This is a genomic window from Candidatus Avelusimicrobium sp. (assembly GCF_050873505.1).
Taxonomy (GTDB): Bacteria; Elusimicrobiota; Elusimicrobia; order Elusimicrobiales; family Elusimicrobiaceae; genus Avelusimicrobium.
In genome coordinates this window covers 72,228-91,058 of the sequence record NZ_JBNMIY010000002.1, presented here as the reverse complement: position 1 = coordinate 91,058, position 18,831 = coordinate 72,228, and the positions used below count along the sequence as shown (strand labels likewise).

Genomic DNA, 18,831 nt, shown 5'->3' with positions numbered 1-18,831 from the left:
GGAAAAATGAAATTTAACCCCTTGGCGGTATTTAAAGATTTTGCCAGTTTCTTCCCAATGGTGTGGGCCATTTTGCGCGGCAAATACAAAATGCCGTGGGCCACACTCTTTTGGGCGGTGCTGTGCCTGGTGTATGTTATTTCGCCCATTGACCTGTTGCCCGATGTACTGCCCGTTTTGGGCATTACGGACGACGGGGCCTTTGCCCTATTAGTATTAGCAATGCTTCATAAGGATTTGGAAGCCTTCCGCCGCTCCCGCACCAAGCCGGAAGACGTGATAGAGGCTGAAATCGTCTCCGACGATGCACACCCGCAAAAATAACCCTTTTGCGCGCTTGCCGGGCGAAAAATAAAAGAAATACAATATAGATATGAAAAAATTATTCAAACTACTTGTAAAAATTGCGGTCGTATGCGTAATTTTGCTGGCGGCGGGGTTAATTGCCCTGCGGATTATGTTCCCGCCAGAAAAATTAAAGGCTATGGCCGTAGATTATGCAAAAACCAATTTGCAACGGGAAATTTCTTTTGACAAAATTTCCTTTAACGTTATTGGGGTAACGCTGGATAACTTTGCTTTGTCCGAAAATACCACCTTTAAAAATGGTACCTTTGTTAAGGCCGATAAATTGGTGGTGAAACTGGCCCTAATGCCGCTACTTAAAAAACGGGTGGAAATTTCTACCGTATCGGTGGATGGGCTGGACGTAAACGTCATTAAAAACAAAGACGGCTCCTTTAATTTTGACACGCTTATTCCATCTTCTGACGAGGACAACACTCCTGCCGAAACCACCCAAGAGGACAATTCCGGCGTTGCTTTTGTTCTGCTGGCTGATAGAATTGTGCTTAACAACTGCAACTTTACCTATAAAGATTTGCAAACAGGTATGGACGCTTCCGTCAACAAATTGCATGTGGAAATCCGTGAGTTTGATTTGGATAATCCGTTTGACGTAAAAATCAAATTCACCACCGAATATTCCGCCGCTGGGCTCAACATGACGGTTCCCGTCAGCATTTCCCTGCGTACGTTTTTGGCTAATTTAAATATGCCCGAAGCATATGTAACGGTTAATGATATTTCCGCCTCTTACAAGACGGTAAAACTCCAATTAAAGGGCGGCGTAAAGAACTTTGAAGCCCCGCAAGCCGAACTGACGGGCACGTTAAGCGGCATTAGCAACACGACGGTAGCCGAAATTCTGCCGGACTTGCCGCAATTCTCGCTCCCGGTTATCAATATGGCGGTAAAGGCTTCGGCGGATTTGGAAAAATCCACCGCGGTTATTTCGCTTGCCAAACTCTCGGTAATGGACAGCGCCTTATCCGCTTCCGGCGTAGCGGGCTGGGCAAGTGCCACTCCTACTTATTCCGTCAAGGCGGACTTATCCACCGACTTGGGCCAAATCGTCCAAATGACCGACACCGTGGCCGATTTCCAACCCGGCGGCCTGATTACGGGCTCGTTTAAAGCCACGGATAAGAACGACGGACAAGATGTAAGCGGTCAAGTAACCTTAAAAAACGTAAGCGCGATGTATGCGCCGTTTACGGTTAAGGATTTAAACGGCACGGTCAAAATTGCTTCTATTAACGATATTTCCTGCCCGGCTCTTACTGGCCTTTTAAACGGTGAAAAATTTGCGTCCTCTTTCTCGTACAAAAACATTAAGGATGTAATGAATATCGTCTTTAACGCGGAACTGGACAAATTTACCTTAAAGGAATTTCCGTCTTATGCCTCGGCCGAAACGGAAGAGGGAGAAACTGCTTCCGCTGCGCAAAAAACCGCAGGCCCGGAACTTTTAATGAACATTAAAAGCAATATTAAAGTAGGCCCTATCAGCGTGCCGTATTTCCGCGCGGACGGGTTTACCTTAAACGCCAACTTAACCGGCGTAAGCGAAACGATGAAGAAGGCCAACGGCCAGGTTTCCTTTGTCTTGCAGCCCGGCGCCATTACGGATATTGATTCCTTTGTTAAGGGGAATAAATACGTCAAAATTCTGCTCTTGCCTATTACGCTTGTGCGCAAGGTGGCGGGCAAGTTAAATGTAGATATCTTTCCAGCCGAAGCCAACGCGCAAAAGGGCGAAATCGCTTTTACCAACGGCGAGGGCGTATATACCTTTACCAGCGGCGTAATGAAGGTGGATAAGACGACCTTTGCTTCCAAACTGACCAACATTAACGGAAGCGGGAACATCAATTTCCACACGCAAGCCTTGGATATGAAGGTATCCGCCACGGTGCTTACGTCGCAAACGCCTGTCATTATCAAAATTGGTGGTACGATGGATAACCCGTCGGGCAAGTTGGACGTGCTAAATACGGTAGGCTCGGTACTGGGCGGTATTTTAAATTATAAAACGCCTGGTAAGGTTGCCACCAGCACAGCCAATACCGCCGGGAACGTCGCCACCGGGGCCGTCAAAACCACGGGCCAAGTGGCGCAAACCGGGGTTGATACCGCCAAAAATGTGATAAAGGGTATCGGCGGGCTCTTTAAAAAGAAAAGCGCAGACGATACCGCCACCACCGAAACAGAAACCAACTAATGCTTTCCAAAGCCCCGGCTCACCCCGGGGCTTTTTTATTTCCCCAGTAGCCGACGGACGGACAAATATCATATAATAAGATATATATGGGAAGAGTCCTTTTATTTTTGACTAACCTCATTTTTCCTTTGGCCGCTTTGGGCGTGCTGCTGGGCTTTTTGTGCTCGCCGCGGCGCGGCCTTTTAAAGCACCTGTACCAAGAGTTAAAGGAACGCTTCGGGCTTGAAAAAGAGGGGGAAATCCCCCAAGGGGCCTTGTGGCTCCATTGTGCAAGCGTGGGGGAAGTGATGTCTATGAAAGAGGTCATTTCCCGCCTAAAAGCGTTTTACAAAAAAGACGTTATCGTAACCACCACTACCGAGGCCGGCAAGGAAACCGCCCTCAAAAACCCCAACATTACCAAAGCCTTTTTGGCTCCGTTAGATTTTTACCCGTCTTGCAAACGCTTTATCCGTTTGGCTAAACCGTACCGCCTGTTTGTGGTGGAGCGGGAAATTTGGCCCAATATGCTGGCCGCCGCGCACCAAGCGGGCGTTCCGGCGGCGGTTATCAACGGGCGCATTTCTGCCAAATCGGCCCGCGCCTATGGGCTTATCAAACCGCTTTTTAAAGAAACCTTTAACACGCTGTCCTTTGCCGCCCTGCAAACGCAAGAGGCCGCCCAACATTACGAAAAATTGGGTATGGATAAAAATAAAATCTTTGTTTGCGGCAACGTAAAGTACGACACCTTAAACGATAATCCCGCCAAGGTAGGCGAAGTGGAAAAAATGCTGACCGCCCTCGGCTGGAACGGGCGCAAAATTTTGGTACTGGGCAGCACGCACCCGGCGGAAGAAACAATGCTTTTGCGGGCGGCGGCAGACATTATCAAAACAGGCGCCAAGATTATTTTTGCCCCGCGCCATTTGGAGCGCAAGCCGGAAATTGAAACCGCCCTGCGCCAAAGCGGGCTACATTATGCGTTTGTCAGCCAAGGCCAATTTGATAAAAATACCGATATTCTCTGCGCTGATGTAATGGGGCTTTTGCAATCGCTCTATGCCTGCGCTTTCCTTACATTTGTGGGGGGCTCGGTCGTACCACGTGGCGCACACAATTTGTTGGAACCGGCTATTTTATCCAAAACCGTTTTGTTCGGCCGCTATTTTTATAACGCGCCCTTAACCGCCCAAGCCTTGTTGGAAAATGGCGGGGGAGTTTTGGTAAACGAAACCAATTTTAAAGAAACGGTGCTGCGGTTGCTGGCTGACCCGGCACAACTGGAAAATATGTCCGAAAAAGCGCGCAAAACAGCGCTAAGTTTTAAAGGAGCAACCAACCGTATAATGGAAGTGGTAAACAACTATGAACGAAAATAACCCTAATATTTTGGTCGTGCGTCTTTCTTCGCTGGGGGATATTGTTTTGTCCTCCCCGGTATATAAGAATATCAAGGCCCAATGGCCCAACGCGCGCATTACGCTTATGGTAAAGCCGCAGTTTGCCCAAGTGCTCGCCGGGCACCCGGATATTGACGAAATTATGGTCGCCAAAAAGGGCCTGTGGGCCAACATCCGCCAAATCCGTGCGGGACACTTTACGCACTATTTGGACTTGCACGCCACCTTAAAAAGTATCTTAATGGGCTTTTTCAGCCATATTCCGCACCGCGTCCGCTACGACAAAAACTCCGTAGCGCGCCGGATGTTTGTAAAATTTCACAAAACTTCCCCGGTGCTTGAAAAACACACCTTGGAAAAATATTTGGAAGCCCTTAAACCGTGGGGCATTGAAATTAAGTACAAAGAGCCGAAATTGGGCGACTGGGCCTATGAAGATGCCAATTTGGCCGGTAAAAAGGTAAACAAAATCGGTATCTTCCAAACCTCGTTCATTGGCGACAGCGTATTAACTACGCCGCTCATCCAAAAGACGGCTAAACTCTTCCCCGAGGCCAAAATCGTCGTTATTACCCGCCCGCAGACGGAAGATATTTTTAAACCGATGAAGGAAGTTTCTGAAATTATCCTAAACGACAAACGCGGCTGGAATAAAATCGTCGGCGTGTGGAAAACGGCTAAGGCTATTAAAGAGTCCCACATTGACATTTTGCTCGTGCCGCACCGCAGTTTTAGAAGCGCGCTTATCGCTTGGCTTTCCCGCGTGCCCGTGCGCATTGGGTTTACTTCCAGCGAGGGCTGGTTCTTATACACCAAAACGGTGCCGTTCTCTTGGATGATTCACGATGCCGAGCGCAACCTTTCGCTTTTGCAGGGTATTGTAAAGGAAAAATTCAAGGCCGAAAAACTCAATATGCGCTATGCGCCGTCCGCCGAGGAAAACGTCGCACGCTTAATGAAGGATTTTAACTTGGAAGGCAAAACGCTCGTCGGTATTCACGCCGGAAGCGCGTGGCCGACCAAATGCTGGCCGATGGAGTATTTCGTCCAACTTATCAGCCGCCTGCAAACCGAACTGGGCGTACAAGCCGTACTCGTGGGTGGGGGGCATAAAGACGCCGACTTGGGCGAAAAAATCTGCCAACTTTCCCAAGGCCACGCCGCCAACTTATGCGGCAAAACCAGCCTGGCCGATTTAATGGCGTTAATGAAGCACTTTAAACTCTTTATCACCAACGACTCCGGGCCTATGCACATTGCTACCGCCTTTGACGTGCCGACCTTGGCTATCTTTGGGCCGACGACGCGCGAACTGGGTTTCTTCCCGTATGGGGAAGGGCACAGAGTGGTTGAAGTAAAGGACTTGCCGTGCCGCCCGTGTGCGTTGCACGGGGGGAAGAAATGCCCCTTGGGCCATTTTAAATGTATGCGGGATATTTTGCCCGACCGCGTTTTTGAAAACGCCAAGGAAATGCTGGCAGAACACCATAACTTGCCCACCCCGCACGAAGAATTGCACAAATAAGGATGTAAAAAGCCCCGCTCAAACGAGCGGGGCTTTTTTATGTAGCAGAGAAACGGCTTAAAAATCATCCTCGGGCTTTTCGTCAAGCGCCTGGCGGGTGGCCGCAAACAGTTTTTTTATTTCCGGCAATTTTTCCAAGGGCAGCCAAATGCCTTTTTTGGTAAAGCCGACATCTTCCTGCCATTGGCGCAAATCCAAGTCGCGGCGGCCTTTAAAGGTGCCCACAGAAGCCACAATGCAAATACCCGGGCGCTTGGCGAACTTGCCAATCGTGCCGTCCTTTACGGCCTTAATATCATCCGGCAAGGCAGACAACAGCGGCTCCAAGGCGCGCAGGATTTCCGGCGTCATCGTTACGCCGTCGCGCGTGGCCCCGCTGAAAGAGTCCGTCAATAAATACCGCCGCACCGACACATAGCGGAACCCGCGGTACGCATCAATACTAAAACGGACCTCTTCGTTATTTTCAAGCGGCAATGCGCCAATATCCCTAAGTAACGTGAAACTGCTTTCGCTCATATAAAACACCCCCGTAAAAAGACTATAACTATTCCCGTAAAATATGATAAGATTAACTATAACTATATTCTATTGCTTGGTTATCATAAAATCAAGCAATTTTTGCATCATCATTTAAAGATTTTTATATTTGGGTTGTAAAGGAACATATGAACAATACTCCCTCGTTGGTTGGAAAAGAAATTTCCGGTTGCGAAATTTTAAACAAAGTCGCCGAAGGCGGTATGGGCGCGGTATATAAAGCGCGCCACAAAGCCTTAAACCGTATCGTCTGCGTAAAGATTTTAAGCCCCGCCTTGGCTAACGATAAAAAAGCGGTGGAACTCTTTTTAACCGAAGCCCGCGCTATTGCGGAATTGGACCACCCCAACATTGTAAACGTGTATAACGTCGGCAAGGAAAAGGGCTATTATTTTATCGTAATGTCCTACATTGAGGGGCAAACCCTTTCAATGATGTTAAAGCGCAACAAAGTCCTGCCGATTGGGCTGATTTTGGACTTGTTTGAAGGCGTTTTGCAGGGTTTGTCCGCCGCACACGAAAAGGGAATTATCCACCGGGATATTAAACCTTCCAACATTTTGATTAACCCGCAAATGCAACCCAAAGTGGTGGACTTCGGTATCGCCAAAAAGGTGGATAAAAGCAAAGGCTCCACCAAAACCACCGAACTGGCCGGGACCGCATATTTTATCGCGCCGGAACAGGCCTTGGGCAAGGATTTGGATACCCGCGCGGATTTGTATTCCGTCGGGGCCAGTATGTACTATGTGCTGACGGGGCAATTCCCGTACAACGGTAAAAACACCATTGATATCATCCAAAAGCACATCAACGACCCGGTGCCCAATCCGGCCAAAATCCGCAAGGATATGCCGGGCTGGCTTGCGCTTGCGGTACAAAAACTGATGAGCAAAAACCCGGATGACCGCTTCCAAACCGCCAAAGAAACGTATCAGTATTTCCAAAAAATGCGCGCGGAAGACCAACTGCGCGTAAAAATGGGCAATTCCGGCCGTGCGATTGATTTGGGCGAGGAAGGCCCGTTAAAAATTGCCAAAGAGGAATTACCCACCACGCAAAGCATTACAAAGGCACGCGCACAGGAAGCGGCGGCCCGTCCGAAAACCACGTCTTCGGCCCGTTTGCCCTCGCTTATGCCCAGCATAAATGCGGCGGCGGATATTCCCGATACGCCCAAGGCTCCTAAAAAAGAGCCGGAACCGCAAATGTTGGCGGCGCAAGATGTAAAGCCCGTCAATGTGTTTGTGCCCTCCAAACAGGTGCGCAAACCGCGCGGGAACAGTAGCGCGCCCGTTATTAAAGCGGCCGCCACGGATATAGTTAAATTTATCCTTTTTGTACCGCTCTTTATGGCGTTTGCCGCCGGGATTATTTATGTTTTCTACACGTTCGGCAAAATCTGCTCCGTTCATACGGACCTGACGGCGGGCTTTTTCTCCAACCTGATTAGCCCGTTCTTTGCGGCCCAATACGAGCCCAACCAGGCACTTATGACGGGTGCGGCAGTCATTACCCTAATGCTTATTTTTGCCTCTTCCACCATAAGGGCCTTTTCGCGCACCACCACGCTTCTTTTGGCGTTGGCGGCAGTGTCGTATATGACGGGGTTATTCACGCCCGAAGCGGCCTTTATGGAATTATCCCAAGTGGGGCAATACCTCTTTACGCCGGAATATTACCTGTGCTATTTGGTACTGGCCGCCGCGTGGGGGCTTTCGCTGTGCTGGCGCGTCAACCGCTCTATTGCGCAAGGCGTGTTAGGCACCGCACTCCTTATCTTTTCTATGGTAACCGCGTTTTTGGCGGCGCACTTGTCTATTCCGCCGGCCAGCCAAGACGTTACCGTACAAGTAATCTTTTACGCGGCTCTCTTCTGTGGGTTCTTATCGGCCTATTACCTGCTCGTCAAGCGGGAAAACAGTATTCTCTTCCCGTTCGTGCTGATGGTACTCGGCATTGGCGGGATGTGGGTATATGCCGTGTCCGGCCTGACGGACACCACCAATAAGACCTTAACGGCTTTAACCGACCACATTAAAGTAGCCGCTACCCACGACGTAGAATCTAACGCCCGTATGGAAAAACTCGTAGGCATTAAAAGCCAGCGCCAGACCTTTGCGGAAATTGATAAAACCAACGAACTGACCGGGAAGAACGAAGAAGAAACCTACGCGTTCTTGGAAACCCGCATTAACCGCGTGGCCCCGGGCGTGTTTGACGAGCAGACAATGCCGCTGTTCATCCATTTCTTACAACAATATTACCACGGCGGGGAAAACAAAATGCACCTCTCCGTGTGGGATTATGCGGTCAGTTTGCCGCTTTATAACTTCAACCGCTACGCGCAGGATAACAACGCCTACGGCTTCTTAATCGTAATGCTCTACCTGTTTGGCGTTTGCTCGTGCGCAGGCACTATTTTGTTTAAAGAGGAGGAGTTATGAGCAGTTTTGACATTGAATTTGCAGCCGTAACCGACATTGGCAAAATCCGTGAAAAAAACGAAGATAACGTGCTCATCTCTTCCGACTTGGGCCTTGGCGTAGTGGCCGACGGTATGGGGGGGCACAGCGCGGGCGAAATTGCCAGCAACATTGCCGTGTCCGTCCTGGCGGAAACCATACGCAAGGTAAATACCCACCAACTCAAAATCCCGGAGAATTTCTTGCCCAAACTGGACCCGGCCGAACGCAAACTGTTAATGGCTGCCAATTTGGCCAACGCCGCTATTTATTCCACGGCGCAATCCTCCGACATTTACCGTATGATGGGCACCACCTTAACGGGCGTACTCTTTGACGGGGATTTTGCCACCGCCGTACACGTGGGAGACTCCCGCCTGTACTTATTTAGGGATAAAAAGATTGTCCAAATCACTACGGACCACTCGTTGGCTATGGAACACGTCCGCCGCGGCCTTTTAACCCGTGCCGAGGCCGACCACTCCAAAATCCAAAACGTTCTCACCCGCGCAATGGGTATCAAAAAGAATATTGAATTTGACCTGTTAAAATTCCCGGTCAAAATCGGCGATACCCTGCTCTTGTGCTCGGACGGCCTTTATAAGGGTCTATCCGAAAACGATATGGGCGATATTCTGCGCGAGGGAAGCCAGTTGCCCATTGTTAAACTGTGCAAACAACTGGTACGCGTGTCTAACGATAAAGACGGACAAGATAATATTTCCGCCGTCCTTATCAAAATTCTTCCGGCCAAAAAACTTACCTTTAAGCAACGCTTAAAAACGTTCTTTTCCAGAAGGTAATTTCCGTCTGAAAAAACCGTATTTTAACAACCCCTTTATTAGCACTCTAATAAGGGGGTTGACAATTTTAAACAGAAATGCTAAATTAGCATTAAGCCAAAGTGAGTGCTAACAACCTCACAGGCGTTATATTTACAATATCTTCATAAGGAGTGAGTGAAAATGGCAGAAGTAAAAATTAAACCGTTGGGCGACCGTGTAATCGTAAAGCCCATTGAAAGAGAAACGATGAAAGGGGGAATCATCATTCCTGACACCGCCAAAGAAAAACCGATGGAAGGCGAAGTGTTGGCCGTCGGTGCCGGCAAATTGAACGAAAAAGGCGAACGCGCGCCGATGGACGTTAAAAAAGGCGACCGCGTGTTGTACGGCAAATACTCCGGAACCGAAGTAAAACTGGACGACGAAACGTATTTAATCATCCACCAAGACGAAATCTTAGGTATTTTAGGGTAATAGGGGGAAATAATCAGTATGGCTAAACAAATTATGTACGGCGACGATGCCCGCGCCAAAATGAAATCGGGTATTGAAAAAGTTGCAAACGCTGTAAAAGTTACGCTCGGGCCCAAGGGCAGAAGCGTAGTGTTGGAAAAGAAATTTGGCTCTCCTCTTATTATTGATGACGGCGTAACCATCGCCAAAGATATTGAACTGGAAGACAAGTTTGAAAATATGGGCGCGCAGTTAATCCGCGAAGTCGCCTCCAAAACCAACGACGTCGCCGGCGACGGTACCACCACCGCCACGGTGCTCGCCAACGCAATGCTGACCGAAGGGATTAAAAACATTACCGCCGGTGCCAACCCGACCCTCGTCAAAAAGGGTATTGAAATGGCCGTAGAAGCCACCAAGGCTGAACTGGCCAAAATGCACAAACCCGTAAAGACCAAAGAAGAAAAAGCCCAAATTGCTACTATTTCTTCCAACGACCGCGAAATCGGTAATATGATTGCCGAAGCGATTGAAAAGGTCGGCGCGGAAGGCGTCATCACCGTAGAAGAAGGCAAAACCGCTACCACCCAACTTGATATTGTGGAAGGTATGCAGTTTGACCGCGGTTACATTTCTCCTTACTTTGTAACCGATTCCGAACGTATGGAGTGCGTGTTGGAAAACCCGTACATCATCATTACGGATAAGAAGATTTCCTCTATGAACGACCTCTTGCCGGTTTTGGAAAAAATCGTACAAAGCGGCAAACAGTTCCTCATCATTGCCGAAGACGTGGACGGCGAAGCCTTGGCTACCTTGGTAGTGAACAAACTCCGCGGTACCTTGAAGGGCTGTGCGGTAAAGGCCCCGGGCTTTGGCGACAGACGCAAAGAAATGTTGGAAGATATCGCCATTTTGACGGGCGGCGAAGTGCTTAGCGAAGAACGCGGCATCAAGTTGGACAAAGCCGAACTTGCTATGCTCGGCCAATGCGCCCGCGTAGTGGTAGATAAAGAAAATACCACTATCGTCAGCGGTAAAGGCAGCAAGGAAGCCATCGCGGCCCGCGCCGAACAAATCCGCAAACAGATTGAAAACTCCAAGAGCGAATACGATAAAGAAAAACTCCAAGAACGCTTGGCTAAACTTTCCGGCGGTGTGGCCGTTATCAGCGTAGGTGCTGCTACGGAAACCGAACTGAAAGCCAAAAAAGCCAAAGTGGAAGACGCCAAAAACGCTACCAAAGCCGGTGTGGAAGAAGGCCTCGTGCCCGGCGGTGGTGTGGCGTTAGCCCGCAGCCAAAAGGCCTTGGAAGCCTTGAAAGCCGACAACGACGATATCCGCACGGGTATCAACATCGTTAAGAAAGCCTTGACGGCCCCCTTGAAACAAATCGCCGCCAACGCGGGCTTAGACGGTGCGGTAGTGGTGGATAAGGTGCTTAGTATGAAAGGCGCCGCCGACGGCTACGATGCCGAAAACAACACTTACTGCGACCTCTTGAAGGCAGGCGTAGTGGACCCGGCCAAAGTGGTCCGCACCGCGCTTGAAAATGCGGCCTCTATCACCGGCACGGTACTCCTTACCGAAGCCTTGGTAGCCGACGCCCCCGAAAAAGAAGGCGCTCACGCCCCCGCAATGCCCGGTATGGGCGGAATGGGCGGTATGATGTAATTTAACAGCCTGTACAAAAACCGGGGCACTGTAAAAGTGTCCCGGTTTTTTGTGGTGGGAAAAGCAAACTTATCGTTCAGCGTAGCACTTTTATAGGTCCTTTGGCCCCGGTGGGAGTAGGCCTTTTGGGAACTAGAAAAAAGTTAAATAGTTGTATAAAATATATAGAGAAAACAAAACAGGAGGATGTATGAAGAAACTTTTAGCCGTTGCCTTAACACTCGGCGTATTAACCGCCACAGCCAATATCCAACCAATTTTTGCTGAAAGCACCATTGCTACCAAACTTATTCAGCAAGATAAAAAAGCCCGCCCTGTCCATAGAGAAGCCAATAAAGGGGCCAGCGACGAAAATCTCCGTGTAGATTTTAATATTAGCGAAAACTTTTATGACCATAATATGGAACAAGAAAACGGACCCTTTAAGGCGGATATCGCCTGCAAAGCCTATGCCTTGGATTCCCATTGGTTGCTTTTAGCCGGAACTTGTATGGACTATTCTACCGAAGATATCCGCACCCCTGGGGACCACGTCTATATGGAACGCCACGACCGTAAAATTCTAAAAGCCTCTGCTGGCAAGATTGCCCTTAACGCAAAACACTACACCCTCAACGAACGGATTATGCTTATTTGGAGCAATAACGCCAGTTTTACCGGGCCGTATGTAAATGTCTTAGGTACCACTTCACCTTCCAAATTGTTTGAATTAAGCGCTAACCATACGGTTAAGATTCACACCGCCCGGCTGGGAATAGACTCCTTGCGGGAAAGAGACTTTAAGTCCAATTCCATTAAAGGAAATACCTTTAAACTTAAAGAAAAATTTACGGATTTATCAGGCACGGCCACGGACCCCTTGTTCTTGTTTTCCAAACAAGGAAACGAATTTTTAGCGGCCTATAATAAAGGCGAAATATCTTATGCGTTGCAAATGACGGTTGATGATTTCACCCACACCTATGACGGGAAAACATCGGCTACCTGGTATTCGCTTACCAAGGAAGATTTGTTTTTCATCAAAGATACAGTAAATAAGATTCGTCCACAAGATTGGAACCGCATAAAAGGGCGTTTATTCTTTAACGGCACATCCGTTCCTTTCTTCAAATAGTTTTTACCACCCGCCCCGTAAGGCGGGTGTTTTTTTTGGTCCCACACGGGGCCTAGGCCCTTTGGCCCTGGAAATTCCAGGTAAAAAATCATATGATTATAGAGAAGGATATTTTCTAATACGAGGAAACCTATGAAAAAATTGTTAGTTTTGATGTTAGCCTTGTGCAGTTGCGCCGTAGCCGTGAACGCACAAACGCCGACTGCGTCCCAAAGACTTAACACTGCACTTAAAAAGAAATTGGCGGCGTCCTCTTCCACCAATGCGCACGAAAAGGGCGTTATTAAAATTAAAATGACGGTGCAAGCCCGCTTTACCGATGTGCACGCCAACAACGACCCCATTGTAAAGGAATGCCCCGCCGTGCGCATTGCTCCCAATACGCTTTTAGCCTCCCGCGTGTGTATGGATTTAAGCGGTAAGGGCGAGCATATTAAATATATGGGCGCAGGAGACCCGCCGGAAGTTACCACCCAAAATGTACAACGTTGGATTTCCGACATCAGCGTAGCCGGGGTAACCATTAGCCCGAACGATTTCCGCCAACAGGATAAATTGGTGCTTATCGCCATTGACGGAACCAACGCCAAATTGAAGAAAGCGATTGAAAAATTGCCGATTACGGATTTGTTCGTAGCCAAAAATGCGACAAAACTGCAAACGGCCTTCCCGGAAATGATTCTCAACCGCGACGATATGATTAGCGGCCGTGTGTGCGCAGATGTGGACATTGTAAATGTCTGCACGGGTACGCAATGCTTCCAAGTCTGCTGGAAATTTATTGACGGCGACACCGGGGACCCGGTCTTTGGCAGAAACCCCGACAAAAGCAATTTAGACTTTTTGTTGGGCTTTAACAACACCAACCCCAAAAAAGCCAAACGCCAATCCGGCCGTGTGTATCATTTTTTGACCCAGAAGTCCTTGAACTTTATGCAAGAGAACTTGGTCCCGGCGGAGTGGAATTATATCCGCACGCACGTCAGAAACGAAAACATCTACAAATAATTGCTGTTCATCCGATTTACACCCGCCCCAAAGGCGGGTGTTTTTTTACTATTTTGGACCGAATTTTTATAAAATAAAAGTATCTTACCAAAAGGGGGAAAATTATGGCAAATAATCCTATGTTTAACGAAGCCGCGTTTGAACGCGCGCAAGAATCCGCCCGTGCCGTACAGCCGATGACGCTGCAAGGCACCATTAACAAAACCTTCTGCCTGCTGTTTTTATGTGTGGTAGGGGCAATGTTCACTTGGACGAACCCGCAACTATCCGGGATTGCAATGGGCCTATCCGCCATCGGCGCATTTGCACTGGCGATGGTTACGGCCTTTAAACCGTCCGTGTCTGCATTTACCGCGCCCATTTACGCGCTGTTGGAAGGGGCTTTATTAGGCGCCATTTCGGCCCAATACAACGCCCAATTTAAAGGCATTGTGTTTAACGCGGTGGCGATTACGTTCCTCGTGTTTTTTGCGATGCTTTTTATCTACCGCACGAAAATTATCAAGGTTTCGCGCGGGCTCGTGATTGGGATTTTCTCGGCCACGCTTGCTATTTGTGTGTTATATTTCGGGTCGTTTATTTTATCGCTCTTTGGCCTAAGCACGGCCTATTTAACGTCCAACTCGCCGCTGTCTATCGGCATTAGCGTAGTGGTGTGCATTGTGGCGGCGTTAAACTTTTTGTTGGACTTTAACTTTATTGACGAAATGACCTCCCGCTTTGCCGCGCCCAAGTATATGGAGTGGTACGCCGCGTTTAGTTTAATGGTTACGCTTATTTGGCTGTATATTGAAATTTTGCAACTGTTAGCCAAATCGCAGAAACGCTAATCGTGCCGGAGACGTCCAAATTTTGTAAAATTAAAGAGTAAAGAAACCCCGCTTTCAGGGCGGGGGGAATTATAAAAGGAGCCAAAAGAAACTATGAATTTTGATAGCATCAAAAAAATTCAGGATATGGACCTGAAAAACAAAAAAGTATTGGTGCGCGTAGATTACAACGTACCTTTGAAAGACGGTAAAGTAGATAACAACAAACGTATCGTCGCTACCGAAAAAACCATTAAATACCTGCTTGAAAACAACTGCCGCATCGTGTTAATCGCCCACTTGGGCCGCCCGAAAGGCAAAGTAGTGCCGGAATTTAGTTTGGCTCCCGTGGCCGCCGAAGTGGAAAAATTGTTCGGCGTACCGGTGCATTTCGCCAAAGATTGCGTAGGCGCTGAGGCCGATAAAGTAGTAGCCGAAACCAAAAACGGCGAAATTGCCCTCTTGGAAAACCTCCGCTACCACCCCGAAGAAGAAAAGAACGATGCCGAATTTGCCAAACAGTTGGCTAAACACGGCGAAATCTTTGTGCAGGAAGCCTTTGGTACGGTTCACCGCGCCCACGCTTCCACCAGCGCCATTGCGGACTTTTTGCCCGGCTGCGCGGGTTTCCTCGTGCAAAAGGAAGTGGAATTTTTGGGTAAAGCCCTTGAAAACCCGGCCCGCCCGTTTGCGGCTGTGGTCGGCGGCGCCAAAGTGTCCGACAAAATTATGTTGCTCAACAATTTGATGGACAAGGTAAACGTCCTCGTCATCGGCGGCGGTATGGCTTATACGTTCCTCAAAGTACAGGGCCACGAAATCGGCAAGTCCTTGTTTGATGCCGAAAAAGAAAACGAAGCCAAAGCCGTTTTGGCCAAAGCCCAGGAAAAAGGCGTTAAAATCTTGTTGCCCGTGGACCACGTTTGCGGTAAAGAATTTGCCGAAACCACCGAACCCGTGGCCGTGGAAGACATCAACATCCCGGCAGATTTAATGGGCTTGGATATTGGTCCTAAAACGGTTGCCGCGTTCCGCGAAGAACTGCTCAAATGCAAAACGATTTTCTGGAACGGCCCGATGGGCGTATTTGAGTTCCCGAACTTTGCCAAAGGCAGTTTTGCCATTGCCCAAGCGATGATTGATGCCACCAAAGCCGGCGCGACCACCATTATCGGCGGCGGCGACAGCGTCAACGTGCTCAAAAAAGGCAAATTCAACCAAAAGGAACTTTCCCACGTTTCTACCGGCGGTGGTGCCAGTATGGAATTTGTGGAAGGGAAGGAACTTCCTGGACTTGTTGCTTTGGCTAAATAGCCTGCTGACACAAACAAAATCCTCCGCTCTGCGGGGGATTTTGTTATTTAGTCCAGAAGGAATTGCCGGGCTTGGTCGCGTTAGCGAAATAAGCCGGGTAAGACTTTTTACCAACAGATAAGAATCTGACGCAAACCGGGCCTGCTGTTTAGGCCCGGTTTATTGATATAACTTAAAAAAACCGGACGTTCGCCCGTTTTTCAGCAAAAATATAAGGGCCTCAGCCACAAGTCGCCTCGTTGACCCTCGGCGCTCGCGGCCCCGCCCGTCCTGCTCGCCTTTCGGCTTTCAGTCTCAAACTCGTATAAGGCTCTGGCTTTCTCGTCCCTACGCTTTTGGCGGCCCCGCAGGGGCAGTTGGTGCGCTCTCTTGCTCAATATTTAAATAAAAAACCCAGACATTAAGTCTGGGTTTTTTATTTAAATATGCGCAGAGAGGGACTCGAACCCTCAAGCCTTGCGGCATGCGCCCCTCAAACGCACGCGTATACCAATTCCGCCACCTGCGCGAAAATCTTAACTACTGAGGGTTTTAAAGAACATCTTTGCGACTACATATATATTTTACTAAAAAACAATGCGCCGCGCAACTAAATCACCGCTTTTTTAGGCGGAAACTTAATTATTTGCTGGGTACAGCCGGGGCCGTAGCGGCCGGAACTTTTACCGAGTCCAACACCGAGACGGACGATTTTTTGTTGGAAGCAATCGTCAGCACGACAGAGGTGCACATCAAAATAAGTGCCAAAATAGCGGTAAATTTGTTAATAGCATTAAAGGCGGTAGGGCTGGCAAACAAGTTATCCGCGCCCGACGCACCGAAAATTCCGGCGGCAGAGCCTTTGCCGCTCTGTAAAAGCACGAGCAAAATCAACAAAATACAAACAATAAAGTGCAAAACCAAGGTTAAGGTGTACATTTGCAAATCTCCTATAAAAATAACACTCTTATTATACAAATTTTTTTTACTTTTGGCAGAACTTCTTGCCCTTGTCAAAAAGGGATATTTCTATTACAATATTCATAGCAGGATTAGAGGAGGACCTTATGAAAAAGGGTTTACATTAATTGAGTTGTTGGTCGTCGTATTAATTATCGGTATTTTGGCTTCGGTAGCGTTGCCTCAATACCAAAAGGCGGTAATGAAAGCACGCCTGATGAAATGGATTCCTGTGGTGCGCAACATTGCCGATAATGTGGCCGTGTGCAAACTGGCTACGGGAAACTCCTTGTGTACCTTGGACGAAATGGGTATTGAAATAAAAGATAAAAACGGTAATATCATTACCACTGGTGGCAATGATACAATGTTGGATGATTTCTTTTATTTCAAGCGCGAAGGTGATGCTTGGTATGCAGTAGGCACTTATCCCTATGCGGGGGAATATATGATTCAACTACTGGCAAGAGCAAACGGGGATTTTAGGGTTCGCGCAAATTCCAGCCATCCTAAGGGATATAAGTTAGTTAGAAGTATGTGGAGTGATTGCGAAAGCGCAGACGGCTGGGTCTATTGCCGCTAATGCCTAATATGTTTTAGAAAACCCCCGGGGTATTTTTTATAGCCCGGGGGTTTTTACATATTCTTACGGCAATTCGTACATACGGTAACCCCAATTTGTTGCCACATAACGCCCCTGCATTACGCGCTCGCAAAAATCACCGGGCTTGCCTGTATAACTCGTGCCTGTCCACTCCCAGCAATACATTTTGTCCTCACTTATCCCGGTGGCTACCGTATTCGGGTGAACATACGTAAACCCGCCGCATTTGTAAGGGCCCTTTAAAAACATAGAAGAGGACAAAAAATGCTTAGCGCCCCAGTTATTATTTACAATCAGTTCATAATTATCACTTCCGCGGCTGTCCTGCGTGGTTAAACCGCATAAGGAATTTCTCCCGTGATTGGGTAAGTTAATATCCAAATCCAATTCGTCAAACCGATGCGGATAATCATTATTCGCCAAATAAAAGGCTTCCTGCGCCGTAGCCAACGTGCGCGTATTCGTCCGTAGTTCGGCCGCCCTACTCTTCCAAACGGCCTTTTCGTATTGCGGCACAGCCACCGCCGCCAATATGCCAATAATCAGAACCACCACCAATAACTCAATGAGCGTAAAGCCGTCTAATCGGCCCGTAAACAAGTTTTTCACACGACACCTCATTTTTGATAAATTTTACTACATCTTAAAATTTATCAAAAAAAAAACGATACAACCCCCTTTAAAAAACGGCAGCCAACAAAGCCATACTCCGCCCGTCAAAATGGTATAATATAGCATCTTAATTACCGTCGGAGTTTTACAAAAATGAAACCTTTACTAGCCGCCTGGGTCTGCTGGGCCATTGTGGGCCTGTCGCCCGTAGCGGGCAAATATGCCGTTGGCGTGATTAGCCCCGCCTTACTCGTGTTTTTGGGCACGCTTATCGGCGTACTGTATTTTACGCCGTGGATTACCAAAAACCACAAGTGGGGGGAACTCTTAGCCAAGGAAACCCTATGGAAGTTCCTCTTTATCGGCACCTTTGGCACCGCTTTGCCGTTTACTATTTCGCTTATCGCGCTCCACTACACCACGCCGGGCAACGCGGCCATTTTACAGCAGAGCGAACTTTTTTATTCCCTGTTATTTGCGTGTATTTTCCTGCGCGAATTTCCAAGCCGCCAGCAACTGGCCGGAAGCGCGCTAATCGTGCTGGGCGTGCTCATCATCCTTGTCAAAGAGCAATACACCCCGCGCTGGACGGGCGATTTGCTCATCGTCGGCAGTACCTGGATGTTGCAGGCGGGCTCCACCTTAGCCAAAAAACTCCCCAAAAACTTGGACCACCGCGTAATCGGTATGGCGCGCAACTTGTTTGCCCTGCCTGCACTCGTGGTGATTTTAGCCGTAATGTGGGCAATGAAGGAAACCTTTGTTTTAAAGCCCAATGTGCAAATGTTCTCTGTTTTGGCCTATACGGGTATTTTGAAATACGGTCTTGCAATGGTGGTGTGGTACAAGGCTATCCGCGCGCTGGATTTAAGCAAGGTAACCGCCATTTACCTTTCTTACCCGGTTCTCGCGCTCCTGATTTCCGCCTTGGTCGGGTTTGAAAGCATTACCTTACACCAAGTAATCGGCCTTGCCGTAACGTGCGCGGGGGCGTATTGGGTCAGCGTTACTGTTAAAAAAGAGGGCCATTAACCCTACAAATTA

The 18,831-nt window shown here is 48.4% G+C and carries 17 protein-coding genes and 1 tRNA gene; 14 read left to right on the top strand and 4 right to left on the bottom strand.

All coding sequences use genetic code 11. The features are described 5' to 3' along the window. Positions 1-6: 6 nt before the first annotated feature. The 4 genes from ACR0QV_RS01410 to waaF all read left to right on the top strand — a co-directional run bounded on the left by ACR0QV_RS01410 (position 7) and on the right by waaF (position 5,470). Positions 7-324: a YkvA family protein gene (locus tag ACR0QV_RS01410; protein ID WP_432634223.1), complete on the top strand. Its 318-nt coding sequence runs from the start codon at positions 7-9 to the stop codon at positions 322-324. Between the two features lie 49 nt (positions 325-373). Further along, on the top strand, positions 374-2,563 hold the full coding sequence (locus ACR0QV_RS01405) for an AsmA family protein (protein WP_432634222.1): 2,190 nt from the start codon (positions 374-376) through the stop codon (positions 2,561-2,563). 107 nt (positions 2,564-2,670) lie between these two features. After that, on the top strand, positions 2,671-3,924 hold the full coding sequence (locus tag ACR0QV_RS01400) for a 3-deoxy-D-manno-octulosonic acid transferase (RefSeq protein WP_432634221.1): 1,254 nt from the start codon (positions 2,671-2,673) through the stop codon (positions 3,922-3,924). Next, positions 3,911-5,470 (top strand): lipopolysaccharide heptosyltransferase II, encoded by a 1,560-nt coding sequence (gene waaF, locus ACR0QV_RS01395; RefSeq protein ID WP_432634220.1) that lies wholly within the window; start codon positions 3,911-3,913, stop codon positions 5,468-5,470. Before ACR0QV_RS01400 ends, waaF begins: the two co-directional genes overlap by 14 nt. Before the next feature lie 57 nt (positions 5,471-5,527). Here the strand turns inward: waaF and ACR0QV_RS01390 are convergent, their stop codons facing one another. After that, positions 5,528-5,989, bottom strand: coding sequence for a transcriptional coactivator p15/PC4 family protein (locus tag ACR0QV_RS01390; protein WP_432634219.1), 462 nt, complete (start codon positions 5,987-5,989; stop codon positions 5,528-5,530). 149 nt (positions 5,990-6,138) lie between these two features. On the opposite strand from ACR0QV_RS01390, the gene ACR0QV_RS01385 reads away from it, so the two are divergent. The 8 genes from ACR0QV_RS01385 (at position 6,139) to ACR0QV_RS01350 (ending at position 15,632) form a co-directional block, all read left to right on the top strand. Beyond that, the gene (locus ACR0QV_RS01385; RefSeq protein WP_432634218.1) at positions 6,139-8,457 is read left to right on the top strand and encodes a serine/threonine protein kinase; all 2,319 of its coding nucleotides are present in this window, start codon (positions 6,139-6,141) and stop codon (positions 8,455-8,457) included. Further along, entirely contained in the window at positions 8,454-9,278 is an 825-nt protein-coding gene (locus ACR0QV_RS01380; protein ID WP_432634217.1) for a PP2C family protein-serine/threonine phosphatase, read from the top strand. The genes ACR0QV_RS01385 and ACR0QV_RS01380 overlap by 4 nt, the downstream gene beginning before the upstream one ends. 162 nt (positions 9,279-9,440) lie before the next feature. After that, the gene (locus tag ACR0QV_RS01375; protein ID WP_428061458.1) at positions 9,441-9,734 is read left to right on the top strand and encodes a co-chaperone GroES; all 294 of its coding nucleotides are present in this window, start codon (positions 9,441-9,443) and stop codon (positions 9,732-9,734) included. An 18-nt stretch (positions 9,735-9,752) separates the two neighbouring features. Next, complete coding sequence (gene groL / locus ACR0QV_RS01370; RefSeq protein WP_428061460.1) at positions 9,753-11,387, top strand: chaperonin GroEL; 1,635 nt, start codon at positions 9,753-9,755, stop codon at positions 11,385-11,387. Positions 11,388-11,577: 190 nt separating this feature from the next. After that, positions 11,578-12,501 (top strand): hypothetical protein, encoded by a 924-nt coding sequence (locus ACR0QV_RS01365; protein ID WP_432634216.1) that lies wholly within the window; start codon positions 11,578-11,580, stop codon positions 12,499-12,501. A gap of 132 nt (positions 12,502-12,633) precedes the next feature. Beyond that, a complete protein-coding gene (locus ACR0QV_RS01360) occupies positions 12,634-13,509 on the top strand; it encodes a hypothetical protein (RefSeq protein WP_432634215.1) in 876 nt (291 codons plus the stop codon). Positions 13,510-13,613: 104 nt separating this feature from the next. Then, positions 13,614-14,339 carry a Bax inhibitor-1/YccA family protein gene (locus ACR0QV_RS01355; RefSeq protein ID WP_432634214.1) on the top strand — a complete coding sequence of 242 codons (726 nt, stop codon included), beginning with the start codon at positions 13,614-13,616 and terminating at the stop codon, positions 14,337-14,339. Between the two features lie 93 nt (positions 14,340-14,432). Then, positions 14,433-15,632, top strand: a complete 1,200-nt coding sequence (locus tag ACR0QV_RS01350; RefSeq protein ID WP_432634213.1) for a phosphoglycerate kinase — start codon at positions 14,433-14,435, stop codon at positions 15,630-15,632. 426 nt (positions 15,633-16,058) lie between these two features. Here the strand turns inward: ACR0QV_RS01350 and ACR0QV_RS01345 are convergent. Both ACR0QV_RS01345 and secG read right to left on the bottom strand, forming a co-directional pair. Continuing rightward, a tRNA-Leu gene (locus tag ACR0QV_RS01345) sits at positions 16,059-16,140 on the bottom strand. 113 nt (positions 16,141-16,253) lie between these two features. Next, positions 16,254-16,550, bottom strand: coding sequence for a preprotein translocase subunit SecG (gene secG / locus ACR0QV_RS01340; protein WP_432634212.1), 297 nt, complete (start codon positions 16,548-16,550; stop codon positions 16,254-16,256). Positions 16,551-16,602: 52 nt separating this feature from the next. Between secG and ACR0QV_RS01335 the strand changes: the two genes are divergently transcribed. After that, on the top strand, positions 16,603-17,154 hold the full coding sequence (locus ACR0QV_RS01335) for a pilin (RefSeq protein ID WP_432634211.1): 552 nt from the start codon (positions 16,603-16,605) through the stop codon (positions 17,152-17,154). Between the two features lie 63 nt (positions 17,155-17,217). Here the strand turns inward: ACR0QV_RS01335 and ACR0QV_RS01330 are convergent, their stop codons facing one another. Then, complete coding sequence (locus ACR0QV_RS01330; RefSeq protein ID WP_432634210.1) at positions 17,218-17,784, bottom strand: type IV pilin protein; 567 nt, start codon at positions 17,782-17,784, stop codon at positions 17,218-17,220. 156 nt (positions 17,785-17,940) lie between these two features. Between ACR0QV_RS01330 and ACR0QV_RS01325 the strand changes: the two genes are divergently transcribed. Continuing rightward, entirely contained in the window at positions 17,941-18,819 is an 879-nt protein-coding gene (locus ACR0QV_RS01325; RefSeq protein ID WP_432634209.1) for a DMT family transporter, read from the top strand. Positions 18,820-18,831 lie beyond the last annotated feature (12 nt).

Bases quoted from the DNA above. Each gene is read 5' to 3' on its own strand.
- ACR0QV_RS01380 (WP_432634217.1), top strand. From the start codon at position 8,454: ATGAGCAGTTTTGACATTGAATTTGCAGCCGTAACCGACATTGGCAAA.
- ACR0QV_RS01390 (WP_432634219.1), bottom strand. From the start codon at position 5,989: ATGAGCGAAAGCAGTTTCACGTTACTTAGGGATATTGGCGCATTGCCG.
- ACR0QV_RS01405 (WP_432634222.1), top strand. From the start codon at position 374: ATGAAAAAATTATTCAAACTACTTGTAAAAATTGCGGTCGTATGCGTA.
- ACR0QV_RS01325 (WP_432634209.1), top strand. From the start codon at position 17,941: ATGAAACCTTTACTAGCCGCCTGGGTCTGCTGGGCCATTGTGGGCCTG.
- ACR0QV_RS01365 (WP_432634216.1), top strand. From the start codon at position 11,578: ATGAAGAAACTTTTAGCCGTTGCCTTAACACTCGGCGTATTAACCGCC.
- waaF (WP_432634220.1), top strand. From the start codon at position 3,911: ATGAACGAAAATAACCCTAATATTTTGGTCGTGCGTCTTTCTTCGCTG.
- secG (WP_432634212.1), bottom strand. From the start codon at position 16,550: ATGTACACCTTAACCTTGGTTTTGCACTTTATTGTTTGTATTTTGTTG.
- ACR0QV_RS01355 (WP_432634214.1), top strand. From the start codon at position 13,614: ATGGCAAATAATCCTATGTTTAACGAAGCCGCGTTTGAACGCGCGCAA.
- ACR0QV_RS01350 (WP_432634213.1), top strand. From the start codon at position 14,433: ATGAATTTTGATAGCATCAAAAAAATTCAGGATATGGACCTGAAAAAC.
- ACR0QV_RS01375 (WP_428061458.1), top strand. From the start codon at position 9,441: ATGGCAGAAGTAAAAATTAAACCGTTGGGCGACCGTGTAATCGTAAAG.
- ACR0QV_RS01385 (WP_432634218.1), top strand. From the start codon at position 6,139: ATGAACAATACTCCCTCGTTGGTTGGAAAAGAAATTTCCGGTTGCGAA.
- groL (WP_428061460.1), top strand. From the start codon at position 9,753: ATGGCTAAACAAATTATGTACGGCGACGATGCCCGCGCCAAAATGAAA.
- ACR0QV_RS01410 (WP_432634223.1), top strand. From the start codon at position 7: ATGAAATTTAACCCCTTGGCGGTATTTAAAGATTTTGCCAGTTTCTTC.
- ACR0QV_RS01360 (WP_432634215.1), top strand. From the start codon at position 12,634: ATGAAAAAATTGTTAGTTTTGATGTTAGCCTTGTGCAGTTGCGCCGTA.